12 protein-coding genes are annotated in these 17,083 nt (G+C 62.6%); 5 read left to right on the top strand and 7 right to left on the bottom strand.

What is annotated here, in order from left to right; translation table 11 throughout:
- Positions 1–202: 202 nt before the first annotated feature.
- On the top strand, positions 203–1,336 hold the full coding sequence (locus BANT918_RS09155) for a metallophosphoesterase family protein (RefSeq protein WP_101619944.1): 1,134 nt from the start codon (positions 203–205) through the stop codon (positions 1,334–1,336).
- Positions 1,333–3,981 (top strand): AAA family ATPase, encoded by a 2,649-nt coding sequence (locus BANT918_RS09150; RefSeq protein ID WP_101619943.1) that lies wholly within the window; start codon positions 1,333–1,335, stop codon positions 3,979–3,981. Before BANT918_RS09155 ends, BANT918_RS09150 begins: the two co-directional genes overlap by 4 nt.
- A gap of 112 nt (positions 3,982–4,093) precedes the next feature.
- Here the strand turns inward: BANT918_RS09150 and BANT918_RS09145 are convergent, their stop codons facing one another.
- The 4 genes from BANT918_RS09145 to BANT918_RS09130 form a co-directional block, all read right to left on the bottom strand.
- The gene (locus tag BANT918_RS09145) at positions 4,094–5,830 is read right to left on the bottom strand and encodes a class I adenylate-forming enzyme family protein (protein WP_101619942.1); all 1,737 of its coding nucleotides are present in this window, start codon (positions 5,828–5,830) and stop codon (positions 4,094–4,096) included.
- A gap of 65 nt (positions 5,831–5,895) precedes the next feature.
- On the bottom strand, positions 5,896–7,113 hold the full coding sequence (locus BANT918_RS09140) for an acyl-CoA dehydrogenase family protein (RefSeq protein ID WP_101619941.1): 1,218 nt from the start codon (positions 7,111–7,113) through the stop codon (positions 5,896–5,898).
- Positions 7,097–8,005, bottom strand: a complete 909-nt coding sequence (locus tag BANT918_RS09135; protein ID WP_101619940.1) for an SDR family oxidoreductase — start codon at positions 8,003–8,005, stop codon at positions 7,097–7,099. Before BANT918_RS09135 ends, BANT918_RS09140 begins: the two co-directional genes overlap by 17 nt.
- On the bottom strand, positions 8,002–9,036 hold the full coding sequence (locus tag BANT918_RS09130; RefSeq protein ID WP_101619939.1) for a phosphotransferase family protein: 1,035 nt from the start codon (positions 9,034–9,036) through the stop codon (positions 8,002–8,004). The genes BANT918_RS09135 and BANT918_RS09130 overlap by 4 nt, the downstream gene beginning before the upstream one ends.
- Positions 9,037–9,189: 153 nt before the next feature.
- Between BANT918_RS09130 and BANT918_RS09125 the strand changes: the two genes are divergently transcribed.
- Positions 9,190–10,161, top strand: a complete 972-nt coding sequence (locus tag BANT918_RS09125; protein WP_101619938.1) for an NADPH:quinone oxidoreductase family protein — start codon at positions 9,190–9,192, stop codon at positions 10,159–10,161.
- Here the strand turns inward: BANT918_RS09125 and BANT918_RS09120 are convergent, their stop codons facing one another.
- Positions 10,162–11,328: an acyl-CoA dehydrogenase family protein gene (locus tag BANT918_RS09120; protein ID WP_101619937.1), complete on the bottom strand. Its 1,167-nt coding sequence runs from the start codon at positions 11,326–11,328 to the stop codon at positions 10,162–10,164. It abuts the gene before it with no gap.
- A 59-nt stretch (positions 11,329–11,387) separates the two neighbouring features.
- Positions 11,388–12,530 (bottom strand): thiolase family protein, encoded by a 1,143-nt coding sequence (locus BANT918_RS09115; protein WP_101619936.1) that lies wholly within the window; start codon positions 12,528–12,530, stop codon positions 11,388–11,390.
- Between the two features lie 167 nt (positions 12,531–12,697).
- On the opposite strand from BANT918_RS09115, the gene BANT918_RS09110 reads away from it, so the two are divergent.
- Complete coding sequence (locus tag BANT918_RS09110; RefSeq protein ID WP_167389434.1) at positions 12,698–13,396, top strand: TetR/AcrR family transcriptional regulator; 699 nt, start codon at positions 12,698–12,700, stop codon at positions 13,394–13,396.
- Between the two features lie 103 nt (positions 13,397–13,499).
- Positions 13,500–15,062 carry an AMP-binding protein gene (locus BANT918_RS09105; protein WP_101619934.1) on the top strand — a complete coding sequence of 521 codons (1,563 nt, stop codon included), beginning with the start codon at positions 13,500–13,502 and terminating at the stop codon, positions 15,060–15,062.
- 33 nt (positions 15,063–15,095) lie between these two features.
- Here the strand turns inward: BANT918_RS09105 and BANT918_RS09100 are convergent, their stop codons facing one another.
- Entirely contained in the window at positions 15,096–16,712 is a 1,617-nt protein-coding gene (locus BANT918_RS09100) for a nuclease-related domain-containing DEAD/DEAH box helicase (RefSeq protein ID WP_101619933.1), read from the bottom strand.
- Positions 16,713–17,083: the final 371 nt, after the last annotated feature.

Genomic DNA, 17,083 nt, shown 5'->3' with positions numbered 1-17,083 from the left:
GGATTCCGGGGCCTGGGTAACGTCTTCGTATCATCCCGCATGTCATGGCTTTCGTAGTTGGACTCGACTGCTTCACGAATCGTTCGCGACCCATTCTGCGTTCGCAATCGACGCGCTGATGACTTGGCTCACATTCCATGTCAGTGCCTGTCCGTAGGGTGGGTGTGCATACATAGGATGGGGGAGAACCAAGGAGGAACCCATGAGATTCGTCGCCACCGGAGACTGGCAGTTGGGCATGACGGCGCACTATCTCAGTGCTGAAGCCCGCCCGCGGTTTCACCGTGCCCGCCTTGACGCAGTCAAACGCATTGGTGAGATCGCTGCCGAACAGTCATGCGAATTTGTTGTTGTCTGCGGTGACGTGTTCGAGTCCAACCAACTCGACCGAGCCATCATCTCCCGCACTTTCGAGGCCCTGGCCGCCTTCACCGTGCCCGTTGTCCTGCTGCCGGGCAACCACGATCCCCTCGACGCCGCCTCCATCTACGATTCCCCGGCCTTCACCTCCCGTCAGCCTGACCACGTCCACGTCCTGCGCAGCAGCGAACCGTTCGGGCCCATCCCCGATGTCGAGATCGTCGGTGCCCCATGGTTCTCAAAACGTCCCCAAGGTGACCTGGTCGCCCAGGCAACACAGAGCCTCGCCGAGGTGGCTCCCGGGACGGTGCGCATCATCGCCGGTCACGGTGCCGTGAGCACTCTGGACCCGGATCGGGAGTCCCTGGCCACGATCGATACCGAGAGCCTCAAGGCCGTGCTGCGAGAAAACCGTGCCCAGTTCATCGCACTCGGTGACCGGCACGCCACCTATTCCGTAGACGAAAATATCTGGTACCCCGGTGCCCCGGAGGTGACCTCACGCCGAGAAGACGATCCGGGCAACGTTCTCCTCGTCGATATCGATCCGCAGACTCATGCGAGCTCGGTGGAGAAGGTGCACATCGGTCGCTGGTCCTACCTCGTCGTTGAGGAGGACATGAACTCGGGTGAGGACGTCAGCCGCCTCGAACAGCGACTGACAGACATCCCGAACAAGGACAGCACCGCTGTTTGGCTTATCCTCCGGGGAACCCTGTCCACGGCAGCGAAGTCACGACTCGACGAAGTCCTCGACCACGCAACAGACCTGTTCGCCCTAGTCTCCCTGTGGGAACGGCACACGGACATTGCCGTGGTCGCTGCCGACGAGGACTTCGCCGGCCTCGGCTTGAGCGGATACATGCAGGAGACTCTCGACGAGTTGGCAGCAGCGGCGGCGGGAGAGGACTCGTCTGCCACAGCAGCACAGGACGCGCTGGGGCTGCTGTATAGATTTGCGAGGAGCGGATCATGAAATTCCATTCCATCCACCTGCGCAACTACCGCGGTATTGCCGACTCTCGCGTCGAATTCGGCGATGGCGTCACCGTAGTCGAAGGGCCCAACGAGGTCGGCAAGTCCTCAATTCATGAGGCCATCACCCATCTGCGCGAGGACAAAGCGAGTTCACGCAAGGCCAGCGTCAAAGAGACCCAACCGGTCGGTGTTGATGCCGGGCCCGAAGTCGAACTGCACCTGAGCACCGGTGAGTATGAACTCAAGTACCGGAAGCGGTGGATCAAGCAGCCCTTCACCGAACTCAGCGTCATCAGCCCCAGGCCGGAACAACTGAGCAGCGATGATGCGCACGACCGGTTTCTCTCGATCCTTGCCGATACCATTGATGTCGACCTTCTCGTCGCCCTCGATGTGGCGCAGGGGGAGAGCCTGGCGCAGGCACCGCTGGCTCAGATCAAGGCTCTGCACAGTGCGCTCAACGAATCGGGCGTCGAGGTCGCCGATCACGACGACTTCCTTGACCGGATCGAGGCCGAATACGCGAAGTACTTCACCAAATCCGGCAAAGAGACCGGAGACTACAAAGCAGTCAACGCTGAAGTCCCTCTTGCCGAAGCCGCGTTTGAACAACTGCGTGAACGCAGCCGCGGGATGGACGACCTCGTCGACAACCATGCCCGAGCTGCCACTCGCCTCGAATCTGTCCGTGCTCAGCTGACACAAGCTCTTGCTGATCGTGACGAAGCCGAACAGGCGGCAAAGGCGGTGGCCGAACTCAAGGCAGTGCTCGACCAGGCAGTCGAACAGGCGCAGTCAGTGCAGCGTGACGTCCAGATCGCCCGGGAAGCTTTGGACCGACGCGCGCAGCTCATCGACGATGTTGCCGCCGCCGAGGAGACTGTGAAGGCTGCCCGGGCCTCGGTCTCTGACCTTGAAACGACGCAGAGTGACAAGGACTCGGATTTCGATCGAGCGCAGACGACTCTCGAGGAGAAGCAGACCGCACTCGATGAGTCACGTGCACTGGCAAAAGCGGCCGCCAAAGAGGTGACTGAGGCACGCGCTCGAACTGAACTCACCGAACTCACGCGACGGCTCGACACCATTCGTGACCATGATGAGAAGAAGAGCCGGGCCCAGGCGACGATCGCATCGATCACAGTCACGACCAAGGACGTCGAGGCGCTGAGCTCGCTTGAGACAGAGGTGCGAATCGCAGAGAACGCGAAGACTTCCGCCGCGGCACAGATCGTCGCGAAACAACTCGGCTCGCAGGCGATCAGTGTCGACGGAAGTGAACTCGGCGATGGAGTCAGTGGAGAATTCGCCGCGGTCAAGGACGTGCGGATCACAATCGACGGCATTGCCGACATCACAGTGCGCCCCGGGGCATCTCCCGTCGAGCTGGACAAAGAACTGACCTCGGCAAAGCAAGCCTTCGAAGCAGAGCTGCAACGTCTCGACGTCGACTCCGTGGCGCAAGCCCGGGAGAGAGCCAATGTTCGTGCGGATGCAGAAGCAGTCAAGGCAGAGGCCGATTCGACGCTCAAGGTGCTCCTGGGCCAGGACAGGCGTGACAAGCTCGAAGCCGCGCTCGCCCGCGCACAGCAGATCCTCGGAGCCGTTGGAACCGGCCCAGGCGGCGATGAAAATTTTGGAGACGATACCGAAGCGGGCAGCCAAACTGGTGACAGGAGCCTCAGCGAGCTCGAAACGGCGGTCACAGAGTCCGAGAATACTGTTGACGACGCTCAGTCCGCGGTGGATTCCACCCGTGTCGAACTCGAACGAATTCGCACGAGCCGAGATGACGCGCGCGTGGAGACGGTACGAGCCCAGACCAGCCTGAAAGAAGCTGAAACCCAGCACGAGCGTCTGACGAGCAGTCTGGCTGAGGCACGAAAGACGGACTCCGACGCCGATCTGGATGAGGCAGTGAAGACTGCCGAGGCTCGAGCGACGAATGTGGAGTCGAAGGTTGACGAAGCACGAGTCGCCTACGAAGCAGCCGATCCCGAGACCTTGGGGATGCAGCTGCAGAACGTGCGGCAACTCGTCGGCAGCAAGGAATCCCAACGAGAAGAAGTTCGGCAGGAAGTCGATCGCCTGTCGGCTCTCATCGACGATCGTGCCAGCGAAGGCATCTATGAAAAGCTCGCAGCCGCCGAAGAGACAATGGAATCGGCTCAGAAGAAGCGGGCACGACTGGGCCATCAGGCGATGGCAATCAACCTCCTGCGCTCCACTGTCCTCAAACATAAAGAAGAATCCCAGCGGAAGTACGTGGCTCCCTTCAAGGAGCAGATCGAACGTCTGGGCAGGCTGGTCTTCGGCCAAGGGCTCTCCGTTGAGGTCTCCGAAGACCTCGAAATCGTCTCACGCACCCTGAACGAACGAACCGTGCCCTTCGAATCACTCTCGGGTGGAACGAAGGAGCAGCTTGCGCTCATCGGCAGACTCGCAGTGGCGACACTCGTCGACAGCGATTCCGGGGCACCTGTGGTCCTCGATGACGCCTTCGGCTTTGCCGATGCGCAGCGCCTCAACGCGCTCAACGTCATCCTGAGCACAGTCGGGAAGAGCGCTCAGGTCATTGTGCTCACCTGCCAGCCGGACCGCTTTGCGCGCCTCGGCGGTGCGAAGACGGTGAGCCTGACGTAACCATTCGCACAGCAGTCGATCAGGCCCAATGAACAGAAACGGCCGCCGCGTCGAGCAGACGCGACGGCCGTGACCGGCTGACATCGTTGGCAGCGTGCCGGTAGCTCTCGGATCAGTCGGAGCCGACCGCGCTGGCCTTCGCCTCCTGTGCGGCAGCAACCGCATCGGCGCGAATGGTGCGCCGCAGAATCTTGCCTGAACTGGTCTTCGGCAACTCGTCGATGATGGTCACCTGATGTGGAGCCTTGAAGGAGGCCAGCTTCTCGCGACAGAACTCGACGATCGCGGCCTCGGTGACCTCATCGGCTTCGGGGCCCGACTGCAGAGTCACGAACGCAGCAACGCTCTCACCCCGATACTCATCGGGAATGCCGACGACGGCTGCCTCCTGGATTGCGGGATGGGTGTAAAGGACGTCTTCGACCTCCCGCGGCCAGACCTTGAAACCAGAGGCGTTGATCATGTCCTTCTTGCGGTCGATGATGAACAGCCAACCGTCCTCATCCATATAGCCGACATCGCCAGTGCGCAGCTCCCCACCAGGTATCTGCTCGGCCGTGGCCTTCTCATTGTTGATGTACTCGGAGACGACTTCGGGGCCTGAGATGGCGACCTCTCCGATCTCCTTCGGGCCCAGGGGTTCGCCGACATCATCGAGGATGCGAATCATCGTGTCCGGCTGCGGCAGACCGCAGGAAAGGTTGCCGCTGTCGGGATCGACGGGCGCCTTCAGCCCGTGCGGGACCGTGGCGACTTGGGCGCAGGTCTCGGTCAGACCGTAGCCCTGCCCGATGTAGACACCGGTCTTCTCCTCGAACTTGTTGACCAAGCCCTCGGGCAGCGGGGCACCTCCCGACATGATCCGCTTGAAGGATGAGAAGTGCTGCGCCGACGCGGCGGGATGGGCCAACATGGCGGTATAGATCGTGGCAGGGCCCGCCATATATGTCGGCTTCTCGCGCAGGAAGAGCTCGAGGAGGGAACCTGGTTCGAAGCGATAGTTGAGTATCAGCCGCGCACCGCCGGCCACACCGGCGATGAACTGGCAGACGAACCCGGTGATGTGGAAGATCGGAGCCAGAGTGAGGAATCCATCCCCGGGTTCGAACGTCGGCGTCCGCACGCAGTACCGGGAGTTGCTCGACACGGACCCGTGTGTGCCGGCGGCACCCTTGGACCTCCCGGAAGTCCCGGAGGTGTACACAACGATCGCACCGTCCTCGGGAGAGGGAATGGCGGGAGTGAAATCGGTGTCCAGCCGGGACTCGACGACGGCCTGGAAGTCGGGGAGGTTGGGCACCTCGGTGGATTCCGGGTTCTGACCGGGTGTGCCGGGCAGCGCGTCGAACATCGAGAAGATCGCTTCGGGGCCGTCGGTTTGGAAGCTGCGGTCGTCGCTGAGCACGACCACCGGGATGGAAGTCGCGTACTGAGCCACTCGGTCGAGGAATGCCGCCTTCGAGACCATGAGTCCCTTCACCTCGGCGTCGGCGAAGATGTGCTCCAGCTCTCCGCGGTACATCGGATTGAGCGGAACGACAACAGCGCCCGCCTTCCAGATTCCGTAGGTGGCGATCATGAAGGCAGGAGTGTTCTGGTCATAGATCGCGACGCGATCACCTGCAGCGATGCCGCGTTCGGCCAGATACGAGGCGAAGGCCGTCGAGTACCGATCGAACTCCGACCAGGACAGGCCGAACCCGTAGTAGCTGATGGCCTTTTCATCACCGTGGGTGGCAACCGTCGTAGCCAGATCCTGCAGTGTTGTTGACTTCTCCAGTGTGTACGGCTTGTTCGCGAGATCTCCCCAGGTTTTCAGCCAGGGACGGGTGTCTGCCCACGTGCTCATCGCTTCACTTCCTTCATCGTTGAATGCTATGTCCAAAGGACTATCGAGTTCGACAGCCAGGTCGCCTACCTTGCAGGCTGCTTGCGGTACTTCTTGATCTCGTTGCGAGCGATGCTGCGCTTGTGGACCTCATCGGGTCCGTCGGCCAGACGCAGGGTGCGCATATGCGCCCACATGCTCGCGAGCGGGAAGTCCTCAGTCACGCCGGCACCGCCATGGACCTGGATCGCGCGATCGATGATCTTCAATGCCATGGCCGGAGCGACGACCTTGATCTCAGCAATCTCGTTCTTGGCGACCTTGTTGCCGTGCTTGTCCATCATGTCCGCCGCGTGCAGCGTCAGCAGCCTGGCCTGATCGATCTCGATCCGGGCCTCGGCGATCCAGTCCTGAATGTTGGCACGAGACGACAGCTTCTCACCGAAGGTCACGCGCTCCTCTGCGCGTTTGACCATGAGTTCCAGCGCCCGTTCGGCCGCACCGATCGCACGCATGCAATGGTGGATGCGACCTGGACCCAGGCGAGCCTGACTGATCGCGAAGCCCTCACCTTCGCCCTTGAGGATATCGCTGGAGGGCACATGGACGTCCTCGAAGGTGATCTCCGCGTGGCCCTCCCGGTCGTGGTAGCCGAAGACGGGCAGGTTGCGCACCACGGTGACACCGGGGGCATCGATCGGAACGACGAGCATCGACTGCTGACGGTGCACCTCGGCGTCGGGGGAGGTTTTGCCCATGACGATGAGGACACGGCAGTTGGGATGCATGCCGTTCGAGGCGAACCATTTGCGGCCGTTGAGGACGAACCCGTCCTCCGTGGGTTCCATGCGCATCTCGACGTTCGTGGCATCGGAGCTGGCAACCGCGGGTTCGGTCATGGCGAACGCCGAGGCGATCGTGCCATCGAGCAGCGGCCCTAGGTACTTCTCCTTGTGCTCATCGGTGCCGAAGCGGGTGAAGACTTCCATGTTGCCCGTGTCGGGGGCGTTGCAGTTGATCGACTCGGGAGCAATCTCGATGCTGTGGCCGGTGATTTCAGCCAGGGGAGCGTACTCGAGGTTCGTCAGTCCCGGCCCCCACTCGGGATCAGGGTGGAAGAGGTTCCACAGGCCCTGGCTCTTGGCCTCGGCCTTGAGGTCCTCGAGGACCTGCGGCTGGGTGTGCGGGCTGTGTGCCGCAGCCATCTGCTCGGCATAGACGGACTCCGCGGGGTAGACGAAGTCGTCCATGAACTTGCCCAGACGCTCCTGGTATTCGCGGCCGCGTTCAGTCGTTTCCAGCATGTGTGGTCTCCTCGTTGAGTCGGTTCGCTTCGTTGAGTCGGTTCTGGTAGCGGCTCATTCCTTTGAGCCAGCGGTCGTAGTCGCTGCCCTTCATGCGATACATGTCGAGCACCTCGGGGTGGGGGAGGATGAGGAACTGCTCAACCTCGACGGCATCGAGGGCCACGTTCGCGACCACTGAGGGTGTGAGCACGGTGCCGGCTTCGGTGACCGCGGACTGTGCCGGCCCGTCGGCACCGCTGTCGCGCAGCAGGTCGGTGTCGACACCCATCGGGCAGATCACCGAGGCCCGGATTCCGTCGTCGCGGTACGTCAGTGACAGCCACTCGGCGAATCCGACCGAGGCATGCTTGGTCACCGAATACGCGGCCGATCCGATCTGGGTGAGCAGGCCGGCCGCCGAGGCGGTCGCGACGAAATATCCCGATCCAGCTTCCTGCCAGCGGGGGATGAGGGCTTGAGCTGCGCGGATGTGGGCGCGCAGGTTGACGTCGATGATCGCATCCCAATCGCCGTCGGAGTCGCCGAGTCCTGCGGGTCCGATGATGCCGGCGTTCGCGAAGTACATGTCGACCCCGCCGAGGCGATCATCGGCGAAGGCGATGAGATCGTCGATGCCTGCCACCGAGGACACATCCCCGACCCAGGCATGGGCAGAGGCGGCGTCTTCGGCGCTCGAACCCGATTCTGCCGGGGAGTCGAGTGACGCCGCGGTGTCGGTGACCGCGGGGGAGACATCGGCGAGGACCACTCGGGCGCCTCGTGCGATGAGCTCGGTCGCGAGGGCTGCACCGATGCCGCCGGCAGCGCCGGTGACGATGACGCGCTTATCGGCAACGGGGCTTTTCACGCTGTCGGTGGTGATCGTCGCGTTGTTCTCAGATGTGCTCATGACTTCTCCAGAAGTGTCAGCGCCTGCCGGGCCAGGTCTTCGACTCCGGCGCCGGCGGTTTCCGGATCAAGGTCGAGGTCGCCCATCTTCCCGGTCAGCAGTCGGGTGTAGACGCCTTCGCGGATGCACGCGAGTTTCCACATGGCGAAGGCCGCGTAGTAGTCGACGTCGTGGACCTCGTGCCCGCTGACCTCTTGGTAGCGATCGATGATCTCGGCGGATTCCGGGAAGCCGAGCTCGGGGGTCGGCACCCAGATGCTTGTGTAGTCCTCTGGCACCGTGAGCATTGCGACGAAGTAGCCCAGATCGGTCAGCACCTCGCCGACGGCGGTGAGCTCCCAGTCGACGACCGCGTTGACCGCTCCATCGGGGGCGAAGATCATGTTGTTGGGTTTGAAATCGCCGTGGGCCAGGCCGACAGGGCTGCCGGCCGGGTCGGGCGTACTCTGAGCGAGGGCGTCGTGGACCTCGCGGATGATGGGGATGTCGCGCATCGAGATCTCTTCGACCTGTCCGAGCCAGCGTCGCAGCTGCCGTTCTATGAGACCGCCGTTCCTGCGCAGATCCCCGAGCCCCAACTCGTCGATGTCGACGCGATGGACCGCCGCCAGAGTATCGACCATGCCGAACGCGCACGCCCGTTTGTCGCCAGGGCCAGGACCATCAGGAATCCGTGCCCAATCAGCGGGTTCGTTCATGGCGAACCCGGGGCAGTGATCCATGAAGACGAACGGTACGTCGAGGACCTCAGGATCGTCGACGATGTCAATGACATGAGGGACGGGAACGGGGCTGTCGGCCAGCGCGGCCATGATCCGACCCTCGCGTGAGACGTTGTGGGCGCTTCCCCCGGAGTGACCCAGCGGTGGACGTCGAAGCACCCAGCGAGGGAGCCCGTCCACGGTGATGGTGAAGGTGAGATTCGAACGTCCGATGGACATGACTTCGACGTCGAAGTCCGTGACTCCGAACCGGTCCTCAATCCATCGTCCAATGGTTGAAACATCGAATCCTGCAGGTGCTGTGGTCAACGTCGACCCTCCCGAGTGAACAATCGTTCAGTTTCAATCACAGTATTCAAACCAGGCGTGGGAGTCAAGCTGAAATCGTGATGCCGGTCACCACCGAATGTGATAGTGATGAGTGGGTCATCCCAAGCTTCTTTCATCCACAGTGAGGAAATCATGAGAGCCATTCGCGTTGCCACCTTGACCGGACCAGACGATGTTGAGCTCGCCGAGGCGGAACGGCCGAGTCCGGGACACGGTGAAGTCCTCGTCGAGGTGGCCTATGCCGGCGTGACGTTCCCCGAACTGCTCCAGACCCGGGGCATGTACCAGACGAAGCACGAACTTCCCTTCGTTCTCGGTTCCGAGGCCGCCGGAGTCGTCGTCGAGGCCGGCGCTGGTTCACGGTTCTCCGTGGGTGACCGTGTTGCCGCAATTCCCGGCACGGGCTCGTTCGCCGAATTCATGGTCGTCGGCGACGAGCAGACCGTGCCGGTGCCCGATGGCATCAGCCTGGCTCACGCAGCAGGAATGCCGATGAACCTGCTCACCGCTGACTTCGCCCTCCGCCTTCGGGCCCAGGCCAAAGCAGGGCAGACCATCCTCGTCCACGGGGCCGCGGGCGGGTTGGGCTCGGCCGCAGTGCAGATGGCTCTGGCCATCGGCCTCGAGGTGATCGGGGTCGTCTCGACTGAGACCAAGGCGCAGACTGTCCGCGAGCTCGGCGCGACGCATGTGGTCATGGCTGATGGCTTCAAGGACGCTGTCAAAGAGCTCTACCCGAACGGAGTCGACTATGTCTTCGACCCGGTCGGCGGGGACCGCTTCACGGACTCGACCCGCGTCCTGGCCCCCTATGGCCGTATTCTGGTCCTCGGATTCACTGCCGGCGAGATCCCTTCCATCAAGGTCAACCGTCTGCTGCTGAAGAACATCTCGGTCGACGGTGTGGCGTGGGGAGCCGCGGCCCGCGAACGGCCCGACTACATCGCCGAACAGTGGGACGCGATCGCCGACTATGTGGCCGCGGGCAAGCTCAATCCGGCCATCCACGCCACCTACCCCCTTAGTCAGGCCGCAGCCGCGATCGGCGAACTCGACTCTCGCAGCGTGCAGGGAAAGGTCCTGCTCGAGGTCAAGGGCGAGTGATCACTTCTGGCGGTAGCGCTTTGCGATGTCGCGGCCAACGAGTTCCTTCATCACCTCGTTGGACCCGCCGAAGATCGCCTGGACGCGACTGTCCTTGAACGCTCGGGTGATCGGGTATTCGAGCATGTAGCCATAGCCGCCGAAGAGCTGCAGGCACCGGTTGATGACCTCGATCTCGAGGTCAGAGCCGAGGTACTTCGCCTTGGCCGCATCGACCGGGGTCAGCTCCCCGTCATTGAGCGCCAGAGCACAGCGGTCGACGAATGCTTCGAGGGCATCGACGCGGGTTTCGAGCTCGGCGAGTTCGAAGCGTGTGTTCTGGAAGTCCCCGATCGTCTGTCCGAAGGCAGGTCTGGTGAAGACGTATTCGCCCGTCCACCCGAGTGCCGCTCTGGCGCCTGCCAGGGTTCCCGAACCGATGAGCATGCGTTCGGTCGGCAGATTGACCATGAGATGGATGAACCCCTGGTCGAGCTCGCCGAGGAGGGCATCGGCGGGCACTCGCACATCGGAGAAAGACAGCTCCGATGTGTCTTGGGCATCCATGCCGAGCTTCTTGAGCTTGCGTCCGCGTTCGAAGCCCGGTGTCCCGTCCTCGACGATGAACAGTGACGTGCCCTGGGACGGTTTGGCATCCGGGTTCGTGCGAGCGACGACGATGACGAAGTCGCAGTGGTAGCCGTTGGTGATGAAGGTCTTCGCGCCGTTGATCACCCAGTCGTCCCCGTCGCGCACGGCCTTGGTCGTAATGGCCTGGAGGTCCGAGCCGGCATTCGGCTCGGTCATGGCGATCGCACCGATCGACTCGCCCGCGGCGAGGCCCGGCAGGTACTTCTCCTTCTGGGCCTGAGTGCCGAAGGCCAGGAGATAACCGGGAACGATGCCGTCGGACACGCCCCATCCGCTCGTGGCCCCGCCGACGCCTCGGCGGGCGATCTCTTCGCTGCGGACCATCTCGAACCGGAAGTCAGCGACTCCGGCCCCACCGAATTCCTCGGGGATGGTCAGACCGATGACGCCCGCCTCGGCGGCCTTCTTCCACATCGATCGGTCGACGAGGTGGTTCTCCTCCCACTTCTCGACGTGGGGCACGACCTCACGGTCGAGGAAGGTGGCGACGGTGCCGCGGAAGGCTTCATGGTCCTCGTTGTACAGGTCTCTCTTCATGGGTGGTGTCCTCTTCGTCGAACGGGTTCAGGGCAGGTTCAGGGTGGTTGCGAGTTGGTTCAGACCAGTTCCAGAATTGTCGCGTTGGCCTGGCCGCCACCCTCACACATCGACTGCAGTCCGTAGCGGATTCCCTGCTGCTGCATGTGGTGGATCATCGTCGTCATCAGCCTCGCGCCCGAGCCGCCGAGGGGGTGGCCCAGTGCGATGGCCCCGCCGTTGGGGTTGAGGCGGCTGATATCGGCCCCTGTCTCCTGCAGCCAGGCCAAAGGCACCGAGGCGAACGCTTCGTTGATCTCGAAGACGCCGATGTCGTCGATGGAGAGCCCGGACTTCTTCAGGGCCTTCGCTGTCGCGGGGATGGGGCCGGTGAGCATGATGACAGGATCGGTGCCGGCGAGGACGGCTGTGTGCACCTTCGCGATGGGGTTGAGCCCCAGTTCCTTCGCTTTGGCCGAGGTCATCATCAGCAGGGCTGCCGAGCCGTCGGAGATCTGCGAGGCGTTGCCTGCGGTGACGACGCCGTCCTGCTTGAATACGGTGTCGAGGCCGGCGAGCGTCTCCACGCTGGTGCCGCGGCGAATGCCCTCATCGGCGGTGACAGCCCCGGCCCCGGTGGGCACGGGGATGATCTGAGAGTCGAAGCGACCGGCATCGGTCGCCGCCGCTGCGAGTTCGTGGGAGCGCACGGCAAGTTCGTCGAGCTGGGTGCGGCTCAGTTTCCACTGTTCAGCGATCATCTCGGCACCGATGCCCTGGTTCGGTGTGACATTGTCATAGCGGGAGTTGAACTTCTCACCGTACGGGGACTGGCCTGCGGCAGATGAGCCCATGGGCACGCGGGACATGGACTCGACTCCGCCGGCGACGACAACATCGTACTGACCGGCGATGAGGCCGGCCGCAGCGAAGTGGACAGCCTGCTGGGAAGAGCCGCACTGGCGATCGACGGTGACACCGGGAACCGACTCGGGGAGTCCGGCGGACAGAGCGACGGTGCGAGCGATGTCGCCGGTCTGTTCACTGGACTGGGACACGCATCCGAAGATGACGTCGTCGATGACCGATGGGTCGATGCCGGTCTGGGCGACGACGTCGGCCATGGCAGTGGCGCCCAGGTCGGCCGGGTGGATTCCGGACAGCATGCCTTTGCGCTTGCCGGTGGGTGTGCGTCGTGCGGCGACGATGACTGCGTCGTTCATCTGTGCTCCTCTGTGATGGTGTCTGTGCAGCGGCGGTGAAGAAATTCGCCGTGGAAAATGTGACCCAGATAACTGATCATGCGTTAAGATTTTCACGAACGGGTAAAACAGTCAAGGCAGACCGTAAGTCGCCGGAGCCTGCTGATCCGCAGGTGGAGGAGAACTCAGTGGACCAGTCAGACCGGACAAGCCACGCCGACCGCTCAGTCCGGGCCAACGGGAGGTTCCAGGCGGATCGGACCGCACGGTCGAAGGAACTCATCCTCGACGCGACAATCGACTGCCTGCTCGCCGAAGGGTACGCGGCGACGACCACGATGAAGGTCCAGGCTAAGGCAGGAGTGACCCGCGGCAGGCTGCTGCATCATTTCCCGTCGAAGCAGGAACTGCTCACGGCAGCGGTCACCCGCCTCGGCGAACAGCGTCTCAACCGTAATCTCGAGGACCGCACCGACGACTTCAGCCGGTCCCTGGCCCGGAAGCGTCCGCCCGCTGACGAGCTGGACACGAGGTCTGACTGGGCCGTGATGATCCTGTGGGCGGGACTGATGCACTCGAGCTTCTTCACCGCGTTGGAGCTGTGGATCGCGTCGCGGACCGACGATGCGCTCGCCGACAAGGTGAGGACGCATGAGAGGAACGTGTTCGAGAGGGTGCGGGAGAACGCTCGAGAGCTGTTTGGCCCAGTCATCGCAACGCAGGCCGGATACGATCACATGTTCTCCGTGCTCTTCTCGAGCATGCGCGGGATGGCCGTGACCTACACCTTCTCCCACCTCGACCCGCAGACCGAACCGATGATCGCAACGTGGCAGCAGATTGCACGATCGCTCCTGAGCGGCGCACCTTCCGAGGATGACAGATGAATCCAGTTGCCGAGGGCGTGACGCAACGCGACCACCCGCACTCAAGCGACCCGCACTCAACCGACCCGATGACCACCAAGGTCGACGATGACTAGGAAGTGACATGTATCCAGGAAAATGGGCAGCGAAGAACCCTGACAAACCCGCCGTCATCATGGCTGACACCGAAGCGGTGCTCACCTTCGGCGAACTCGAGGATCGCTCCCTGCGACTGGCCAACCATCTGCGCTCAAGGGGCTTCGAGAAGGGCGACCACATCGCCGTCATGGCCGAGAACCGGTTCGAGATCATTGAAGCACTGTGGGCAGCCTTGCGCACCGGTGGCATCGTCACGGTCGTCAACTCCCACCTGACTGCAGCGGAATCGGCCTACATCGTCGACGACTGCGATGCCCGAGCCTTCCTCCTCTCGACCCAGCTGAAGAAATCGAGCGAGGTTGCCGAACAGTGCCAGCAGGTCGAGAACCGGATCCGCATCGACGCTCTTCCCGACGGTGAGGCGAGGCAGGCCTTCGCCGGCTGGGACGAGTATGAAGCGGTGCTCGGTGCTGCTTCGGCGGACAAACCTGACGTCGAACCCCGCGGCGATGACATGCTCTACTCCTCGGGCACGACCGGACGACCGAAAGGCATCCTGCCCGGAGCCACCGATCTGCTCATCGAGGACGAGGATGTCTCCCTCATCAGTCTGTTCCGTAGCCTCTACGGATTCGACGAGGATACGGTCTACCTGTCACCAGCACCTCTTTACCACGCGGCACCGTTGCGGTTCGTGATGACGACGCACTCGCAGGGCGGCACCGTCGTCGTCATGCCTCGTTTCGACGCCGAGGAGGCGTTGGCACTGATCGAGAAGCACAACGTCACTCACTCGCAGTGGGTGCCTACGATGCTCATCCGAATGCTCAAACTGCCCGACGAGGTGCGCCTGTCCTATGATGTCTCCAGTCTCAAGGTCGCCATCCATGCCGCGGCACCATGCCCGCCCGAGGTCAAACGGGCCATGATCGAATGGTGGGGCCCGGTGATCTTCGAATACTATGCGGCCACGGAGAGCAACGGTCTGACCATCATTGACAGTCAGCAGGCGCTCGAGAGGCCGGGATCGGTCGGCCGCGACGGAGTCAAAGGCATCGTCCACATCTGCGGACCTGAGGGGGAGGAGCTGCCTGCCGGTGAGATCGGAGTCATCTACTTCGAAGCCACAGCGGCCCTGTTCGAGTACTACAAAGACCCGGCGAAGACAGCAGCCTCCAGGCACCCGGACCATGCGGACACCTGGGCGACGACCGGAGACATGGGCTACCTCGACGAAGACAGGTTCCTCTACATCGCCGAACGCACCACGGGTCTCATCATCGTCGGGGGAGTCAACGTCTACCCGCAGGAAATCGAGAATGCGCTGGCGCTGCGGCCTTCGATCGCCGATGTGGCCGTCGTGGGCAAGACCGATGATGAGCTGGGACAGGTTCCTGTTGCGTTTGTGCAGTTGGCCGATGGCCTCGCCGAGGTTGGTCAGGCGGATGAGATCCGCAGCTGGCTGAGTGATCGCTTGGCTCGATTCAAGATTCCCCGCGAGTTCTACTTCGTCCCCGAACTGCCGCGGACGCCAACGGGGAAGCTGGTCAAGCGGAAGTTGCCGGACCCTGCGGTGCTGGCAGGATGAATCGCGTTCAGAAGGGCAGGTCGTGCCTCGTTCTCAGGTGCCGTAGACCTGGTCGAAGACGCTGAGGTCACCGACAACGACGAGCTTCGTCGTCGCCCGCGACATTCCGACGTAGAGCATGTCCAATGCCCGGTCGGGGTCGCGGAACCCGTTGATGCACAGCACCACGACGGGGCGTTCGAGGCCCTTGAATCCGAGCACGTGGCCGTAGAAGACGTCCTCGGCGGCAAAGAACTGATCCCAATAGGCCGAGGTGCCTTCTGCCTCGACGATCTCGCGCTGGACAGGGTGCCGGCTGCCTGTTGTCAGCAGTGCGATGTCTCCGGGGCTCCATCCGGAGTCCATGAGCGATTCCACCTGGGAATCCGCCTCGGCGAGGGCATCGTCGATGTCGACCTCGCTGAACTCGATGTCCTCACCCGGCCCGTTGCGGGGGATGGGCGGTTCGAACGCGAGGTCGGCAAAGCCGGCGACGATCTGTTCGGAGTTGCGCAGATTTTCGTCGAGCTGGATGGGATTCATCGTGATCGGTGATTCGCCCTCACGGCCGAAGATCCGCTGTCTCTCATCTGTGAAGGCATAGAGGATCCCCTCGACCTGATTGCGCAGACACGACTGGACCGCCTCCCACCACAGAAGGCTGAAATCCTGCCCCTCGTCGATGACGATCGCATCGAAGAGACTTTTGCGCGGCCGTCCATCGGCAAGGTCCTTGAGCTGCAAGGGAAGACTGTTCTCCCAGTAGTCGGAGTCGTCGTCGCTGCCTGGAGCAGCTCCCCAGGAGATCGGCAGGTCGTGGAACAGCCCCACGTATGCGGGACGATCTTCCTCTGGCCATTGGGTGGTGAAGAGCTGGAGGAGTCGGCCCAGGCCACGCGAATAGCACATGAGCGCGACCTTGTTGCCTGCCTGTGTCAGCGCCCTGGCTTTGAGCAGCGCCAGGTAGGTCTTGCCCGAACCCGCGCCGCCGCTGATCTCCGCACGATTCTGGTGGCGCAGAATGCTGATGAGCTTCGCCTGCTCCCGGCTCAGCGCATCAGCACGGTCGGAGATCTCGGTGGCTTTGAGGCTGACGTTCTCCACGGCTTGGTTGGTCCTGTGCAGGTTCTTGAGGACGAATTCGTGGGGCGTATTGAGGTTGTCACGCCCCGGGTCGAAGTCGAAGCGCAGCTGAGTGGAGATCGCCGCTGCTATCGAGGCGAGCTGAGTGGAGTCGACGAGCTGCCGCCTCAGCGCGTCGGGCTGGTCCCAGTCCGATGGCAGCTGCGTGTAGGGGAGGACAGCGAGGTGGCTGATGGGACCCGGCGTCGCGGAGACCCGCGAATGGAGATAGTCGACGAGGGTGTGCTTGGCGACCATCGCCTGCTCAAGTGGGGAGACCTTGAGCCGATTGCGATGGCTCTGAGAGTCCTGCGTGATCCAGCGGCCGTCCTCGACGCCGACCCGACCGCCTTTGACCTCGAGGACGGCAATGCCGAAACCGGGCCAGAGCACCAGGATGTCGATCTCGACGTCCTTATCGTCGCCGGTCAGTCGCTGGCTGTGAATCATCGTCGTCTCGTCGGGAAGCTGCTGACACAGAGCATTCCACACTGTCGCCTCGGCGGTGGAGTCATTGAAATCAGGGTGCTGCGGGATCAACGTGACCATGGCTCGAGACTAACCGACAACGAAGCTATCTCTCTGCCAAGGCTGACTCTGCGGGTTCTGTGTTTCTATCGATTCTCAGCGCCTGGTACTCACTGCGTTATTCCGCAACCGAGGGATGAGGAAGCAGACAGCGCCGAGGATGAGCAGCCGCCTCCAGTGCCCGGTGAACAGATTGCCGAAGACCCACACCGCGTCCCTTTAACAATGAGTGGGATATCACGGTGTATTCCGTGTGGGCAAGGTACCGTTCAAGACCTTCAGACACTAGAGTGGATCGCTGCGAAATCTGACAGAACGATCGATTGCAACAACAAGCGGCTCCACCTCGAGCATTCGATGTGACGGAGTCCGGAAGGCAGCAGACACATGGA

It is taken from the genome of Brevibacterium antiquum CNRZ 918, assembly GCF_900169145.1.
GTDB lineage: Bacteria > Actinomycetota > Actinomycetes > Actinomycetales > Brevibacteriaceae > Brevibacterium > Brevibacterium koreense.
This window is presented reverse-complemented; position numbering and strand designations above follow the sequence as displayed.

Excerpts from the sequence above, each read along its gene's own strand:
- BANT918_RS09125 (WP_101619938.1), top strand. The coding sequence starts at position 9,190 with ATGAGAGCCATTCGCGTTGCCACCTTGACCGGACCAGACGATGTTGAG.
- BANT918_RS09145 (WP_101619942.1), bottom strand. The coding sequence starts at position 5,830 with ATGAGCACGTGGGCAGACACCCGTCCCTGGCTGAAAACCTGGGGAGAT.
- BANT918_RS09135 (WP_101619940.1), bottom strand. The coding sequence starts at position 8,005 with ATGAGCACATCTGAGAACAACGCGACGATCACCACCGACAGCGTGAAA.
- BANT918_RS09120 (WP_101619937.1), bottom strand. The coding sequence starts at position 11,328 with ATGAAGAGAGACCTGTACAACGAGGACCATGAAGCCTTCCGCGGCACC.
- BANT918_RS09100 (WP_101619933.1), bottom strand. The coding sequence starts at position 16,712 with ATGGTCACGTTGATCCCGCAGCACCCTGATTTCAATGACTCCACCGCC.
- BANT918_RS09105 (WP_101619934.1), top strand. The coding sequence starts at position 13,500 with ATGTATCCAGGAAAATGGGCAGCGAAGAACCCTGACAAACCCGCCGTC.
- BANT918_RS09150 (WP_101619943.1), top strand. The coding sequence starts at position 1,333 with ATGAAATTCCATTCCATCCACCTGCGCAACTACCGCGGTATTGCCGAC.
- BANT918_RS09115 (WP_101619936.1), bottom strand. The coding sequence starts at position 12,530 with ATGAACGACGCAGTCATCGTCGCCGCACGACGCACACCCACCGGCAAG.
- BANT918_RS09155 (WP_101619944.1), top strand. The coding sequence starts at position 203 with ATGAGATTCGTCGCCACCGGAGACTGGCAGTTGGGCATGACGGCGCAC.
- BANT918_RS09140 (WP_101619941.1), bottom strand. The coding sequence starts at position 7,113 with ATGCTGGAAACGACTGAACGCGGCCGCGAATACCAGGAGCGTCTGGGC.